16 protein-coding genes are annotated in these 13,144 nt (G+C 54.8%); 3 read left to right on the top strand and 13 right to left on the bottom strand.

The window, feature by feature from the left end; all coding sequences use genetic code 11:
• The 9 genes from ACHH0Z_RS18895 to fkpA form a co-directional block, all read right to left on the bottom strand.
• Nucleotides 1-214, bottom strand: a 214-nt coding sequence (locus ACHH0Z_RS18895; protein ID WP_227256966.1) for a GTP-binding protein, incomplete at its 3' end; no start/stop codon positions are given.
• A gap of 69 nt (nt 215-283) precedes the next feature.
• Nucleotides 284-2,398, bottom strand: a complete 2,115-nt coding sequence (gene fusA / locus ACHH0Z_RS18890; RefSeq protein WP_008503004.1) for an elongation factor G — start codon at nt 2,396-2,398, stop codon at nt 284-286.
• 96 nt (nt 2,399-2,494) lie between these two features.
• On the bottom strand, nt 2,495-2,965 hold the full coding sequence (rpsG, locus tag ACHH0Z_RS18885) for a 30S ribosomal protein S7 (RefSeq protein WP_004106370.1): 471 nt from the start codon (nt 2,963-2,965) through the stop codon (nt 2,495-2,497).
• A 96-nt stretch (nt 2,966-3,061) separates the two neighbouring features.
• Nucleotides 3,062-3,436, bottom strand: coding sequence for a 30S ribosomal protein S12 (gene rpsL, locus ACHH0Z_RS18880; protein WP_000246815.1), 375 nt, complete (start codon nt 3,434-3,436; stop codon nt 3,062-3,064).
• Between the two features lie 124 nt (nt 3,437-3,560).
• Nucleotides 3,561-3,848, bottom strand: a complete 288-nt coding sequence (gene tusB, locus ACHH0Z_RS18875; RefSeq protein WP_008503005.1) for a sulfurtransferase complex subunit TusB — start codon at nt 3,846-3,848, stop codon at nt 3,561-3,563.
• A gap of 7 nt (nt 3,849-3,855) precedes the next feature.
• A complete protein-coding gene (gene tusC, locus ACHH0Z_RS18870) occupies nt 3,856-4,215 on the bottom strand; it encodes a sulfurtransferase complex subunit TusC (protein ID WP_008503006.1) in 360 nt (119 codons plus the stop codon).
• Nucleotides 4,215-4,601, bottom strand: a complete 387-nt coding sequence (gene tusD, locus ACHH0Z_RS18865; protein ID WP_023345014.1) for a sulfurtransferase complex subunit TusD — start codon at nt 4,599-4,601, stop codon at nt 4,215-4,217. Before tusD ends, tusC begins: the two co-directional genes overlap by 1 nt.
• Nucleotides 4,601-5,323 (bottom strand): transcriptional regulator, encoded by a 723-nt coding sequence (locus ACHH0Z_RS18860; RefSeq protein ID WP_395149558.1) that lies wholly within the window; start codon nt 5,321-5,323, stop codon nt 4,601-4,603. Before ACHH0Z_RS18860 ends, tusD begins: the two co-directional genes overlap by 1 nt.
• Nucleotides 5,324-5,489: 166 nt before the next feature.
• Nucleotides 5,490-6,308 carry an FKBP-type peptidyl-prolyl cis-trans isomerase gene (fkpA, locus tag ACHH0Z_RS18855; protein WP_008503008.1) on the bottom strand — a complete coding sequence of 273 codons (819 nt, stop codon included), beginning with the start codon at nt 6,306-6,308 and terminating at the stop codon, nt 5,490-5,492.
• Between the two features lie 238 nt (nt 6,309-6,546).
• Between fkpA and ACHH0Z_RS18850 the strand changes: the two genes are divergently transcribed.
• On the top strand, nt 6,547-6,765 hold the full coding sequence (locus ACHH0Z_RS18850; RefSeq protein WP_008503009.1) for a protein SlyX: 219 nt from the start codon (nt 6,547-6,549) through the stop codon (nt 6,763-6,765).
• A 51-nt stretch (nt 6,766-6,816) separates the two neighbouring features.
• Here ACHH0Z_RS18850 and slyD read toward each other — a convergent pair whose 3' ends face one another.
• The 4 genes from slyD to kefG form a co-directional block, all read right to left on the bottom strand.
• Entirely contained in the window at nt 6,817-7,407 is a 591-nt protein-coding gene (slyD, locus tag ACHH0Z_RS18845; protein ID WP_008503010.1) for a peptidylprolyl isomerase, read from the bottom strand.
• A gap of 94 nt (nt 7,408-7,501) precedes the next feature.
• Nucleotides 7,502-7,702: a YheV family putative zinc ribbon protein gene (locus ACHH0Z_RS18840; RefSeq protein WP_008503011.1), complete on the bottom strand. Its 201-nt coding sequence runs from the start codon at nt 7,700-7,702 to the stop codon at nt 7,502-7,504.
• Between the two features lie 13 nt (nt 7,703-7,715).
• Nucleotides 7,716-9,521 carry a glutathione-regulated potassium-efflux system protein KefB gene (gene kefB, locus ACHH0Z_RS18835; protein WP_045409174.1) on the bottom strand — a complete coding sequence of 602 codons (1,806 nt, stop codon included), beginning with the start codon at nt 9,519-9,521 and terminating at the stop codon, nt 7,716-7,718.
• Complete coding sequence (kefG, locus tag ACHH0Z_RS18830; protein WP_065365756.1) at nt 9,521-10,075, bottom strand: glutathione-regulated potassium-efflux system ancillary protein KefG; 555 nt, start codon at nt 10,073-10,075, stop codon at nt 9,521-9,523. The genes kefB and kefG overlap by 1 nt, the downstream gene beginning before the upstream one ends.
• Nucleotides 10,076-10,210: 135 nt before the next feature.
• On the opposite strand from kefG, the gene ACHH0Z_RS18825 reads away from it, so the two are divergent.
• Together ACHH0Z_RS18825 and ACHH0Z_RS18820 are read left to right on the top strand one after the other, a co-directional pair.
• Nucleotides 10,211-12,115: an ABC transporter ATP-binding protein gene (locus ACHH0Z_RS18825; protein ID WP_045409173.1), complete on the top strand. Its 1,905-nt coding sequence runs from the start codon at nt 10,211-10,213 to the stop codon at nt 12,113-12,115.
• Between the two features lie 13 nt (nt 12,116-12,128).
• Nucleotides 12,129-13,061, top strand: a complete 933-nt coding sequence (locus ACHH0Z_RS18820) for a LysR family transcriptional regulator (RefSeq protein WP_021242218.1) — start codon at nt 12,129-12,131, stop codon at nt 13,059-13,061.
• Nucleotides 13,062-13,144: the final 83 nt, after the last annotated feature.

Raw genomic sequence — 13,144 nt, 5'->3', positions numbered from 1 at the left:
TGTCGTACTCAACGTGAGAGGTGTTGATGGTGATACCACGAGCTTTTTCTTCTGGTGCGTTATCGATCTGGTCGAATGCACGAGCAGAACCACCGTAGGTTTTTGCCAGAACGGTAGTGATTGCAGCAGTCAGGGTAGTTTTACCATGGTCAACGTGGCCGATAGTACCAACGTTGACGTGCGGTTTTGTACGTTCAAATTTTTCTTTAGACACGGCTATATTCCTTACTATAGTGCTCTCCCCTCTGGAGAGAGCACGGGACTTAGGTTTTAATCCTGTGGATTACTTACCACGGGCTTCAATAACGGCCTGAGCAACGTTGTTAGGCGCATCATCATACTTCAGGAATTCCATGGTGTATGATGCACGACCTTTGGTCAGAGAACGCAGCTGAGTTGCATATCCGAACATTTCAGACAGCGGAACTTCAGCGTGGATCTTAACGCCAGTTACTTCGGATTCCTGACCACGCAGCATACCGCGACGACGGCTCAAGTCACCGATAACGTCACCGGTGTTCTCTTCAGGAGTTTCTACTTCAACCTTCATGATTGGCTCAAGCAGAACTGGTTTTGCTTTCTTAAAGCCTTCTTTAAAGGCAATAGACGCAGCCAGTTTAAACGCCAGTTCAGAGGAGTCAACGTCGTGGTAAGAACCGAAGTGCAGACGAACACCCATGTCAACAACCGGATAGCCAGCCAGAGGGCCCGCTTTCAGCTGTTCCTGGATGCCTTTATCAACGGCTGGGATGTATTCGCCAGGAATTACACCACCTTTGATGTCGTTGATGAACTCGTAACCTTTCGGGTTAGAGCCCGGCTCCAGTGGGTACATGTCGATCACAACGTGACCGTACTGACCGCGACCACCAGACTGCTTAGCGTGTTTACCTTCAATGTCGGTAACTTTCGCGCGAATCGCTTCGCGGTAAGCAACCTGAGGTTTACCCACGTTCGCTTCAACGTTGAATTCACGCTTCATACGGTCAACGATGATGTCCAGGTGCAGTTCACCCATACCAGCGATGATGGTCTGGTTAGATTCTTCATCAGTCCATACGCGGAATGATGGGTCTTCTTTCGCCAGACGGCCCAGAGCCAGACCCATTTTTTCCTGGTCAGCTTTGGTTTTTGGTTCAACTGCGATGGAGATTACCGGCTCTGGGAATTCCATACGCTCCAGAATGATCGGGTGATCCGGGTCACACAGGGTGTCACCAGTGGTCACGTCTTTCAGACCGATAGCTGCAGCGATGTCGCCCGCACGAACTTCTTTGATTTCTTCACGTTTGTTAGCGTGCATCTGTACGATACGGCCAAAACGCTCACGCGCCGCTTTCACGGAGTTCAGGATGGTGTCACCGGAGTTAACCACACCAGAGTAAACGCGGAAGAAGGTCAGGTTACCCACGAATGGGTCGGTAGCAATTTTGAACGCCAGTGCAGAGAATGGCTCTTCGTCGCTTGCGTGACGCTCAGCCGGGGTATCTTTACCGTCGTCCAGGATGCCGTTGATCGCAGGAACGTCAACTGGGGATGGCAGGTAGTCAACTACCGCATCCAGCATCGCCTGAACACCTTTGTTCTTGAACGCAGAACCACAGGTTACCAGGATGATTTCGTTGTTCAGAACGCGCTGACGCAGAGCTTTTTTGATCTCTTCTTCAGTCAGTTCTTCACCACCCAGGTATTTCTCCATCAGCTCTTCAGAAGCTTCAGCAGCGGATTCGATCAGGTTCTGGTGCCATTCGTCAGCCAGGTCCTGCATTGCAGCTGGGATATCTTCGTATTCGAAGGTAACGCCCTGGTCTGCATCGTTCCAGTTGATGGCTTTCATTTTCACCAGGTCGATAACGCCGGTGAAGCCTTCTTCAGCACCAATTGCCAGCTGCAGCGGAACAGGGTTCGCGCCCAGACGGGTTTTGATCTGACCAACAACTTTCAGGAAGTTAGCACCCATACGGTCCATTTTGTTAACGAACGCGATGCGTGGAACTTTATATTTGTTCGCCTGACGCCATACGGTTTCAGACTGTGGCTGAACACCACCAACTGCGCAATAAACCATTACCGCGCCGTCAAGAACACGCATGGAACGTTCTACTTCGATGGTGAAGTCAACGTGCCCTGGGGTGTCGATGATGTTTACGCGATGCGGTTCGTACTGCTTAGCCATACCTGACCAGAATGCAGTAGTCGCTGCGGAGGTGATAGTGATACCACGCTCCTGCTCCTGTTCCATCCAGTCCATGGTGGCTGCGCCGTCATGAACTTCACCGATTTTGTGGTTTACACCGGTGTAGAACAGAATACGTTCGGTAGTAGTGGTTTTACCGGCGTCGATGTGCGCACTGATACCGATGTTACGGTAGCGTGCGATGGGTGTTGTACGAGCCATTTGATTCCTCGTTTATATCTTTAGGCGTTCAGTTAAGTTACCCAGAGCGGGCGGCTTCTCTGAAGCGCCCGCCTGGTGACTAAGACTCCGAAGGGATTACCAACGGTAGTGTGCGAACGCCTTGTTGGCTTCTGCCATACGGTGAACGTCTTCACGTTTCTTAACTGCAGTACCTTTGTTGTCTGCAGCATCAGAAAGTTCGTTCGCCAGACGCAGAGCCATGGATTTATCACCGCGTTTACGAGCAGCTTCAACGATCCAACGCATTGCCAGGGCATTACGACGAACCGGACGAACTTCAACTGGAACCTGATAAGTAGAACCACCAACGCGGCGGGACTTAACTTCTACAGTTGGGCGAACGTTGTCGAGAGCGACTTCGAAAGCTTCCAGTTCATTTTTACCAGAACGCTGAGCCAGGGTCTCCAGCGCGCTGTATACGATTGCTTCTGCAGTAGATTTTTTACCATCTACCATCAGGATATTTACAAATTTTGCCAGCAGTTCTGATCCGAATTTCGGATCTGGAAGAATTTTACGCTGACCAATGACGCGACGACGTGGCATGGGAATACTCCGTTGTTAATTCAGGATTGTCCAAAACTCAAAGAGTTTAGTATGACATTAAGATAAATCAGTTTGGCCTTACTTAACGGAGAACCATTAAGCCTTAGGACGCTTCACGCCGTACTTGGAGCGAGCCTGCTTACGGTCTTTAACACCTGAGCAGTCCAGCGCACCACGAACGGTGTGGTAACGAACACCCGGAAGGTCTTTAACACGACCGCCACGGATCAGGATCACGGAGTGCTCCTGCAGGTTGTGACCTTCACCACCGATGTAGGAAGTCACTTCGAAACCGTTAGTCAAACGCACACGGCATACTTTACGCAGTGCGGAGTTTGGTTTTTTAGGAGTGGTGGTATATACACGAGTACATACACCACGTTTCTGCGGGCAGGCTTCCAGCGCAGGCACGTTGCTTTTCGCAACTTTGCGTGCACGTGGTTTGCGTACCAGCTGGTTAACTGTTGCCATTAAATAGCTCCTGGTTTTAGCTTTTGCTTCGTAAACACGTAATAAAACGACCTCATACAATATGAGGACGCGAAATTTTAGGGCTACGTCGAAAAGGTGTCAAGAAATATACAGCGATCTCAAATCACCAGTTCATTTGACTGGCGTGCGTCACAGTAAGATTGACGAAATCAGTATAGCCAACCACGTCAATTTTGGCTGAAATTTGACCAGAAAGACCCCGCGCATCCAGATCGTCTTTCAGCGCAGAAACTGTTATGGGGGCATTCGTGAGCATTTCAACGAAGCGGCTGCCTTCAAGTGCGGCAAGCACGCCGTCCTGAATCAGAAGCAGGTCATCACCGTCGCGCAGCATACTCAGTAACGCGTCGATATCACATTGCCATGGTGAATGGCTCAGAGTATGGAGCATGGCAGCCTCAGAAAGTCAGAACGGTGTCGTAGTGGGAAAGGTGTTCGCGCAATGCCGCAGAAGACACGACGGTCACATCCAGCACGAAAGGCGTCTTCTCATCCAAACCGCGAGCGGCCAGCGAGTCGGCGCAGACATAAAGGGTTTCAATGTCATACAGCGGCAGCACTTTAAACGTAGCGATGTAATCCCGCGCCAGAATGGCCTGTGGCTGCTGACCCGCCAGAAGCTGAAACACACCGTCCCCTAAAAAGAAGACGCCGATATCTTCGGTCAGCGCGGACGTCGCAAGTAACGCATCCAGCCCTTCGCGGCCAGAAGCGCTCCCGTGCGGCGCAGACGCAAAAACAAATGCCACGCGCTTCATCAGAATTGCACCACTCTGTCGCAGGTGAGCGCCGCCTGTGCCAGCGCGCCCAAACCGCTTAACGAAAAACCGGGCTGCAGGTTAGAACCCGACAAACCAAGACGGGCGGCTTCGGTTGCATCGGTCACGCCGCGGCGCAGTGCCGCCGCCACGCAGATGTGCAGTTCTACGCCCTGCTTTTCGTTTAATGCCTGCCAGCCGCGCACCACATCAAACTCATCGCTCGCCGGCGACGTAAACTGGTTCGCGTTATACACCCCTTCCCGATAGAAGAAGACGCTCGCCAGCTCATGTCCGGCTGCCAGCAGCGCATGCGCAAACTGCAGCGCGCTGCTGGCCTGCTGAGTCCCGTACGCTGGGCCTGTCACCATTAACGCATAACGCATTACTTGTCTTGTCCCAGGAAATCACCGCTTTTGAACTGGCGAATATAGAGGTAGACCGTGTGCTTGGAGATGTTGAGACGATCGGCCACCTGGTTGATAGCGTCTTTAATATCAAAAATCCCTTTTTCATAGAGATTGAGCACGATCTGGCGATTCTTGGCGTTGTTCGAGACGTTGCGGTCGGCATTCACCTCTTCAATGGTGAAATCAAGCGTCTGCGTGACGAGATCTTCGACGGAAGAGGCAAAGTTAACAGAAGAGCCAACATCCGGCGTTTCGGGTGGAATAAAGGTGCTCATGATCTGCGAGAAAGGCACATCAAGGTTCATGTTGATGCACAGCAGCCCAATAACACGATGCTCGCGGTTTCGAATCGCGATGGTTTCTGATTTCATCAGCACGCCGCTTTTGGCGCGGGTGAAATAGCATTTGGAGACGCTGCTGTCCGCGCCGGTCATGTCATGCAACATACGCAATGCAAGGTCGGTAATTGGCGAGCCAATTTTACGGCCAGTATGCTCACCATTCGCAATGCGGATGGCGGAACACTTCAGATCTTGCAGGGAGTGCAATACGATTTCGCAGTGGGAGCCAATGAGCATCGCTAACCCGTCCACTACCGCTTCATAGGATTTCAGAATATCGAAGTCGGTCTGGTCAAAAGGACGTTGATCCAGCAAATCAAGTTCACTGGTTTCGTTGGTTAAAAGCGACCTGGACATGAAAAAAACACTCCTTTTCAGGAGCCTGTCGTTAGGTTTTCAGGGCAGGCTCATTATCTACACGGACAACTAAATTAATACAGCGTGCCTAACGCTTTCCAGTGTTAATTATATCTGCCCCACAATAAAAAACCGCCGCCTTAAAGGCGGCGGTTTTTTTTCAGCATTACTTCTTAGCAGCAGCGGCTTTATCGTCAGCCGGTGCGTCTGCTTTGGCATCCGCTTTCGGTGCCGGTTTGATGTCCAGCAGCTCTACGTCAAAGACCAGCGTAGAGTTGGCAGGGATCCCCGGAACGCCGGTTTTGCCATAGGCCAGATCCGGTGGGATGACCATCTTGATCTTGCCGCCTTTCTTGATGTTTTTCAGGCCTTCAGTCCAGCCAGGGATCACACCATCCAGACGGAAGGAGAGCGGCTCACCACGGGTGTAAGAGTTATCGAACTCTTTACCGTCGATCAGCGTACCTTTGTAGTTCACGACAACCGTGTCGCTGTCTTTAGGTGCATCGCCGGTGCCTTCTTTCTCAACTTTGTATACCAGGCCAGTCGAAGAGGTTTTCACACCCTTCTCTTTAGCGAAGGCATCGCGGTAGGCTTTGCCTTTCGCTTCGTTGTCTTTAGCGTCCGCGTCCATCTTAGTCTGCGCGGCGCCCTTCACACGCGCTTCGAACGCCTGCAGAGTCTGTTCAATTTCCTGGTCAGACAGCTTGCTCTTATCGGCAAATGCGTCCTGAACGCCTGCGATCAGCTGAGCTTTATCCAGTTTGATGCCCAGTTTCTCTTGTTCTTTCAGAGAGTTTTCCATGTAACGACCCAGAGATGCGCCCAGTGCGTAGGCGGATTTCTGGTCGTCATTTTTGAACGCTGCTTTGCTGTCTGCAGTGGCAGCAGGCTTCGCAGCAGTATCAGCAGCGAATGACAGCGGCGCGTTCAGCGCAACAGCCATCGTCGTCGCCAGCAGCGTTACTTTAAACAGTGATTTCATCCATATCTCCAGGGCCTGGGGACTCTCACCCCAGCGTTAAACGTAAATGAGTGACGTACTATAAAACGTTGCAGAAGAAATCTACAGACAGACACGTCCAATTCTCGCCACTTTTCAGACTATTTTTGTTTAAATAAGTTTCTTGCCAGAGGGATGCGAACTGTACTTAAGGATAAACTCAGTTAAACTGCGCCGCCGCTGGGCCATTATGGCGAATCTGAAATAAACGAGGTGAATGATGAAGGATACAACGATAGAAGCGAGAATGGCTGAGCTGGAAAGCCGCCTGGCTTTTCAGGACATCACCATCGAAGAGCTAAACCAGACCGTGACCGCACATGAGCTCGAAATGGCGAAACTGCGGGATCATATGCGCCTGCTGACGGAAAAGCTGAAGGCTACGCAGCCGTCGAACATCGCCTCTCAGTCAGAAGAGACGCCACCGCCTCATTATTGAGGCGTAAAAAAAGCGGGATAATCCCGCTTTTTTATTTTCCGCATGACGGAATTAGTGGCAGCCGCAGCCGCCGTTACCGCAACCACCTTTACCGTGGCCGTGGTCATGACCATGGTCGTGGCCGTGACCACCGCAGCAGCCGTCGTGGCCGTGATCGTGGTCATGGTCGTGACCGTGCGCACCGTGAACGTGGCCATGAGCCAGCTCTTCTTCGGTCGCCTCGCGGATCGCAACAACTTCTACGTTGAACTTCAGGTTCTGGCCAGCCAGCATGTGGTTGCCGTCAACCACGACGTGGTCATCTTCCACTTCGGTGATTTCAACTGGAACCGGGCCCTGGTCGGTTTCCGCCAGGAAGCGCATGCCAACCTGCAGTTCGTCAACGCCCATGAACACGTCTTTAGGAACGCGCTGAACCAGGTTGTCGTCATACTGACCGTAAGCGTCGTTCGCGCCTACAGCAACGTCAAATTTGTCGCCAACTTCATGACCTTCCAGCGCGTTTTCCAGGCCGGAAATCAGGGAACCGTGACCATGCAGGTAGTCAAGCGGCGCACTCACCGGAGACTCATCAACCAACACACCGTCTTCTGTACGTACCTGATAGGCCAGGCTGACCACCAGGTCTTTTGCTACTTTCATGATATCTCCTGAGCGTGGGAAAATTGCTGGCGCAGATTGTAGCGGAAATCTGCACCCGTGTACCCTTTAGCTTAAAAAAACTCAGGGCATATCGCTAGTCCGGATGAAAAATCCCGATAACTTGCTCTTCTTTGCGAACGTGCTCGCGCGCCTCTTTGTCGGCCTCACGCATCTGGTGACCGCACTTAACACACTCAACAACATCAATATTATTTTCCCGCCACATCGCCAGGGTGTCTTGCGCCTGGCAGGTCGGGCATTTTGCACCCGCGATAAAGCGTTTACGTACAGCCATCTTTCGTTACCCTTTATTCAAATTCATCCCAGCCATCGAGCTGGCGTCGTTCCTGCTGCATCTCGCGCTGGAAGATCTCCTCCAGCTCGCGACGGGCTTCCCGCACGCGGGAGATCTGCGCCGTATCGGTATGGACCGGCATCAGCTCGCGCAGCATCCGCATATCCAGCCGGCGGAAGTGCATCTGGGCGCGCTGCGCCTGATGCGGATGCATGCCAAGCGAGATCAGCGCCTTGCGCCCCAGCTCCAGCGCACTGGAGAACGTCTCACGGGAGAAGTGTTTCACACCCGCCTGCAATAATTCGTGAGCTTCAACACGTCCCCGCGCACGCGCCAGAATATGCAGATGCGGGAAATGCTGCTGGCAGAGATCCACCAGCTTCATCGTGTCTTCCGGGTCGTTACAGGTAATGACGATGGACTCTGCCGCCTCTGCCCCCGCCGAGCGCAGTAGCTCAAGCTGGGTCGCGTCGCCGTAGTAAACCTTGTAGCCATATTTGCGCATCAGGTTGACCGCGCTGATATCCCGCTCCAGCACCGTAATGCGCATTTTGTTCGCCATCAGCAAACGGCCGATTACCTGTCCAAAGCGGCCAAAGCCCACCACGATCACCTGGGGCTTATCGTCTTCCACCCACGGCGCTTCGTCTTCATCGTCTGTCGGGTTCAGGCGGCGCGACAGCAGTCTATCCACCATCTTCATCAGCAGCGGCGTGGTCATCATGGACAGCGTGACCGTTACCAGCAAAAGCGCCATCTGATCGTCTTTAAACAGCTTCTGGGACGAGGCGGTAGAGAACAGCACAAACGCGAACTCGCCTCCCTGGCTCAACACGCTCGCAAACTGCATGCGCTCCGAACTGCGCAGGCCGTAAATGCGCGCCATAACGTACAGCACCAGCGTTTTCACCGCCACCAGGATAGCGACGCTCACCACAACCCACAGGAGATGGGTATAGAGCACGCCAAGGTTGAGCGCCATCCCCACCGAAATAAAGAACAACCCCAACAGCAACCCTTTGAAGGGATCGATGGCAATTTCCAGCTCGTGGCGGTATTCACTTTCCGCCAGCAGTACCCCGGCGATAAAGGTCCCGAGCGCCATCGACAGCCCCAGCGCGTCCATAAACAATGCCGACCCCAGCACCAGCAGCAGCGTCGCGGCGGTAAACACCTCGCGCACGCCGGACGCGGCAATAAAGCGGAATACGGGACGTAACAGGAAACGTCCGCCAATCAGCATCCCCGCGAAGGCCAGCACCTTAATGGCGATTTTCGCCCAGTCAAAGTGGTCGTCGCCGGAGCCCGCCAGCAGCGGCACCAGCGCCAGCGCCGGGATGACCGCCAAATCCTGGAACAGCAGCACCGAAAAACCCAGCTGACCGGCTTCGTTACGGTTCATCCCCTTGTCGCGCATCAGCTGCAGGGCCATCGCCGTCGACGACATCGCAAGGCCTATTCCGCCGATCACCGCCGCCTGCCAGGAGAAATTCGTCAGCATTAACAGGCCACCCAGAATCGCGGCGCTGAGCAACACCTGCGCGGCACCTACGCCAAAGATGGAGCGTCGGAGCTGCCACAATTTTGAAGGGTTCAGCTCAAGGCCAATGATGAACATCAGGAACACCACGCCCAGCTCGGAGAAGTGGAGTATTTCATCCACATCGCTGATGAATCCCAGTCCCCAGGGGCCAATGGCGATCCCCGCCAGCAGATACCCCAGTACCGCACCGATACCAATACGCGCTGCAAGCGGCACCGCGACGACGGCCGCAAATAAAAACAGCACCCCGGCGAGGAGCAAATTCGATCCTTCCATTAACGCCCTCCTGCCGGAATCGGTGACGCCAGCCATTCACCGTAGGCTCTGGCGTGGCTGGCCAGCTCTTTCGGATCCTGACGACGGGCCCAGTAGACAATAATCGGGTTCATCCAGTGCATACGGCACATGGCCGCCGTCAGCTCGAAAGGCCGCAGAATGTCGCTCATCGGATAACGGTTCAGCCCGTCGTGGCGGTAGGCGCTTTCGGGTTCACCGGTCGTAATCACACTACGCCAGTACTTTCCCGCCAGCTGGTTGCCCCCCACCCCGCTGGAGAAGCCCCGACTCAGCACGCGGTCCAGCCACTCTTTGAGCAGCGCCGGACAGCTGTAGGTATAAAGCGGATGCTGGAACACAATCACGTCATGCTGACGCAGCAGTTCCTGCTCATAAGGAATATCAATAAAGAAATCAGGATAGTGCGCGTAGAGATCGTGCACCGTCACGTTGCTGAGCTGAGTAGCCGGCTTAAGCAGCACCCGGTTTGCCACCGAGTCCTGAGATTCCGGATGGGCATACAGCAGCAGCACTTTTGCTGTCTGAGACATCATTCCCCTCCCGGTCTTGTTTCTGTTTTTGTGTATCGTCGCTGTTTTGGGCTACCATGACGGCCCGGTGCGGAAAATGGCCCACACCTTACATTATCATAATGACAAATTAACATAGTCGGAACATACGGCGCTTCTATGATTGTTTTCTCCTCGTTACAAATTCGTCGCGGCGTGCGCGTCCTGCTGGATAACGCCACTGCTACCATCAACCCGGGCCAGAAAGTGGGTCTGGTCGGCAAAAACGGCTGTGGTAAATCCACCCTGCTGGCGCTGCTGAAAAACGAGATTAGCGCGGATGGCGGTAACTTCACCTTCCCGGGGAACTGGCAGCTCGCCTGGGTAAACCAGGAGACGCCCGCGCTGAGCGAACCGGCACTCGACTATGTTATCGACGGCGACCGCGAATACCGCAGGCTCGAAGCGGAGCTCAACGCCGCCAACGAGCGCAACGACGGTCACGCCATCGCCACCGTTCACGGCAAGCTGGACGCCATCGACGCGTGGACCATTCGCTCCCGCGCCTCCAGCCTGCTGCACGGCCTGGGCTTCAGCAATGAGCAGCTGGAACGCCCGGTCAGCGACTTCTCCGGCGGCTGGCGTATGCGCCTCAACCTGGCGCAGGCGCTGATCTGCCGCTCTGACCTGCTGCTGCTCGATGAACCGACTAACCACCTCGATCTCGATGCGGTTATTTGGCTGGAGAAGTGGCTCAAGAGCTATCAGGGCACTCTGATTCTGATCTCCCACGACCGCGACTTCCTCGACCCGGTGGTGGATAAAATCATTCATATCGAACAGCAAACGATGTTCGAGTACACCGGCAACTACAGCTCCTTCGAGCGCCAGCGCGCGACGCGTCTTGCCCAGCAGCAGTCCATGTACGAAAGCCAGCAGCAGCGCGTGGCGCACCTGCAAAGCTTTGTGGATCGCTTCAAGGCCAAGGCGTCAAAGGCGAAGCAGGCCCAGAGTCGCATCAAGATGCTGGAGCGCATGGAGATGATCGCCCCGGCGCACGTCGACAACCCGTTCCACTTCAGCTTCCGGGCCCCGGAAAGCCTGCCAAATCCCCTGCTGAAAATGGAAAAGGTCAGCGCGGGTTATGCCGACCGCATTATTCTCGACTCCATCAAGCTCAACCTGGTGCCGGGTTCACGTATTGGTCTGCTCGGGCGCAACGGTGCCGGTAAATCCACGCTGATCAAACTGCTGGCGGGCGAGCTTAATCCGGTCAAGGGTGAAATCGGCCTGGCGAAGGGCATCAAGCTGGGTTACTTCGCCCAGCATCAGCTGGAATTTTTACGCGCTGATGAATCCCCGATTCAGCACCTCGCGCGTCTGGCGCCGCAGGAGATGGAGCAGAAGCTGCGCGACTATCTCGGCGGCTTCGGCTTCCAGGGCGATAAGGTCACCGAAAACACCGAGCGCTTCTCCGGCGGCGAAAAGGCCCGTCTGGTGCTGGCGCTGATCGTCTGGCAGCGCCCGAACCTGCTGCTGCTCGATGAACCGACCAACCACCTGGATCTCGACATGCGTCAGGCGCTGACCGAAGCGCTGATTGAATTCGAAGGGGCGCTGGTTGTCGTTTCGCACGATCGTCACCTGATCCGCTCCACCACGGACGATCTCTACTTAGTGCACGATGGCAAAGTCGAACCGTTCGACGGCGATCTGGAAGACTACCAGCAGTGGCTGACGGACGTGCAGAAGCAGGAGAACCAGCCGGAAGAATCAGCGAAAGACAACGCCAACAGCGCGCAGGCACGTAAAGACCAGAAGCGCCGTGAAGCGGAGCTGCGCACCCAGACGCAGCCGCTGCGTAAAGAGATTGCCCGTCTCGAAAAAGAGATGGAAAAGCTCAACGCCACCCTTGCTACCGTTGAAGAGAAGCTGGGCGACAGCGGTCTGTATGACCAGAGCCGTAAAGCGGAACTGACGGACTGCCTGCAAACGCAGGCGAAGACCAAATCCAGCCTTGAAGAGTGTGAGATGGCGTGGCTGGATGCGCAGGAACAGCTGGAAGCGATGCTGCAGGCTGACTGATACCGGGAGGGCTATGAGTTTCGATAACACGAGCGAGATTACATTCCGCAAGCTCAGCATCTTCATGACGTTTATGGAGAAGGGGAATATCGCGCGTACCGCCGAAACTCTGGGCCTGAGCGGCGTCAGCGTTCACCGTGCGCTGCACACGCTGGAAGAGAACGTGCGCTGTCCGCTCTTTACCCATAAGGGGCGCAACCTGATTGCTCTCCCTTCCGCCTGGACCTTACTGGAATATTGTCAGGAAGTGATGCAGGTGATGGAGCGCGGGCTGGAAGCGTCGCGCAAAATTGCCGGGATCGGCCAGGGGCGGCTGCGAGTCGGAACGCTCTACTCGCTCACCCTGGAAACCGTGCCGCGTCTGATCATGGGCATGAAGCTACGTCGTCCGGATCTGGAAATGGATCTGACGATGGGCTCCAACGAAACCCTGCTGCACATGCTGGATGAAGGCTCTCTGGACGCCATTCTTATCTCCATTTCCGAGAGCGATATCGACCGTAACAGCCTGGAAGTGCTCCCGCTGTTCCATGACGACATCTTCCTTGCCGCACCGGCCTCCGCGACGCTCAATACCCGCGGCCCGGCCGATCTGCGCGACTATAAAGATCGGAAATTTGTCTCTCTTGCGGAAGGGTTCGCCACCTATGCAGGCTTCCAGGAGGCGTTTCATATCGCCGGGTTCGAGCCGGAGATTGTTACCCGGGTGAATGACATTTTCTCCATGCTCAGTCTGGTGCAGGCGGGAGTGGGCTTTACGCTGATGCCGGGCAGGATGAAAAAGGTCTATGAGAATTCCGTGCAGCTCCTGAAGCTTGCCGAGCCGTACCAGATGCAACAGCTGATCGCCATCGTCTTTGCCCGCAACCGCGAGCAGGATCCAAGCCTGCGGGCGCTGGCCGCCGAAGGGCGGATGTATGCCCGCAGTTTGCAGGATAGTGCCTGATGTTATTGCCCGGTGGCGCTACGCTTACCGGGCCTACAGTCCGTAGTAGGCCCGGTAAGGCGCAGCCGCCACCGGGCTAAACC

Source organism: Enterobacter cloacae complex sp. 2024EL-00227 (assembly GCF_043945315.1).
Classification (GTDB): Bacteria; Pseudomonadota; Gammaproteobacteria; order Enterobacterales; family Enterobacteriaceae; genus Enterobacter; species Enterobacter roggenkampii.
This window is presented reverse-complemented; position numbering and strand designations above follow the sequence as displayed.

Bases quoted from the DNA above. Each gene is read 5' to 3' on its own strand.
- ACHH0Z_RS18860 (WP_395149558.1), bottom strand. From the start codon at position 5,323: ATGTCCAGGTCGCTTTTAACCAACGAAACCAGTGAACTTGATTTGCTG.
- tusB (WP_008503005.1), bottom strand. From the start codon at position 3,848: ATGCTCCATACTCTGAGCCATTCACCATGGCAATGTGATATCGACGCG.
- ACHH0Z_RS18820 (WP_021242218.1), top strand. From the start codon at position 12,129: ATGAGTTTCGATAACACGAGCGAGATTACATTCCGCAAGCTCAGCATC.
- rpsG (WP_004106370.1), bottom strand. From the start codon at position 2,965: ATGCCACGTCGTCGCGTCATTGGTCAGCGTAAAATTCTTCCAGATCCG.
- fusA (WP_008503004.1), bottom strand. From the start codon at position 2,398: ATGGCTCGTACAACACCCATCGCACGCTACCGTAACATCGGTATCAGT.
- slyD (WP_008503010.1), bottom strand. From the start codon at position 7,407: ATGAAAGTAGCAAAAGACCTGGTGGTCAGCCTGGCCTATCAGGTACGT.
- tusC (WP_008503006.1), bottom strand. From the start codon at position 4,215: ATGAAGCGCGTGGCATTTGTTTTTGCGTCTGCGCCGCACGGGAGCGCT.
- ACHH0Z_RS18850 (WP_008503009.1), top strand. From the start codon at position 6,547: ATGAAGGATACAACGATAGAAGCGAGAATGGCTGAGCTGGAAAGCCGC.
- ACHH0Z_RS18825 (WP_045409173.1), top strand. From the start codon at position 10,211: ATGATTGTTTTCTCCTCGTTACAAATTCGTCGCGGCGTGCGCGTCCTG.
- rpsL (WP_000246815.1), bottom strand. From the start codon at position 3,436: ATGGCAACAGTTAACCAGCTGGTACGCAAACCACGTGCACGCAAAGTT.
- tusD (WP_023345014.1), bottom strand. From the start codon at position 4,601: ATGCGTTATGCGTTAATGGTGACAGGCCCAGCGTACGGGACTCAGCAG.
- ACHH0Z_RS18840 (WP_008503011.1), bottom strand. From the start codon at position 7,702: ATGGCTGTACGTAAACGCTTTATCGCGGGTGCAAAATGCCCGACCTGC.
- kefB (WP_045409174.1), bottom strand. From the start codon at position 9,521: ATGGAAGGATCGAATTTGCTCCTCGCCGGGGTGCTGTTTTTATTTGCG.
- kefG (WP_065365756.1), bottom strand. From the start codon at position 10,075: ATGATGTCTCAGACAGCAAAAGTGCTGCTGCTGTATGCCCATCCGGAA.
- fkpA (WP_008503008.1), bottom strand. From the start codon at position 6,308: ATGAAATCACTGTTTAAAGTAACGCTGCTGGCGACGACGATGGCTGTT.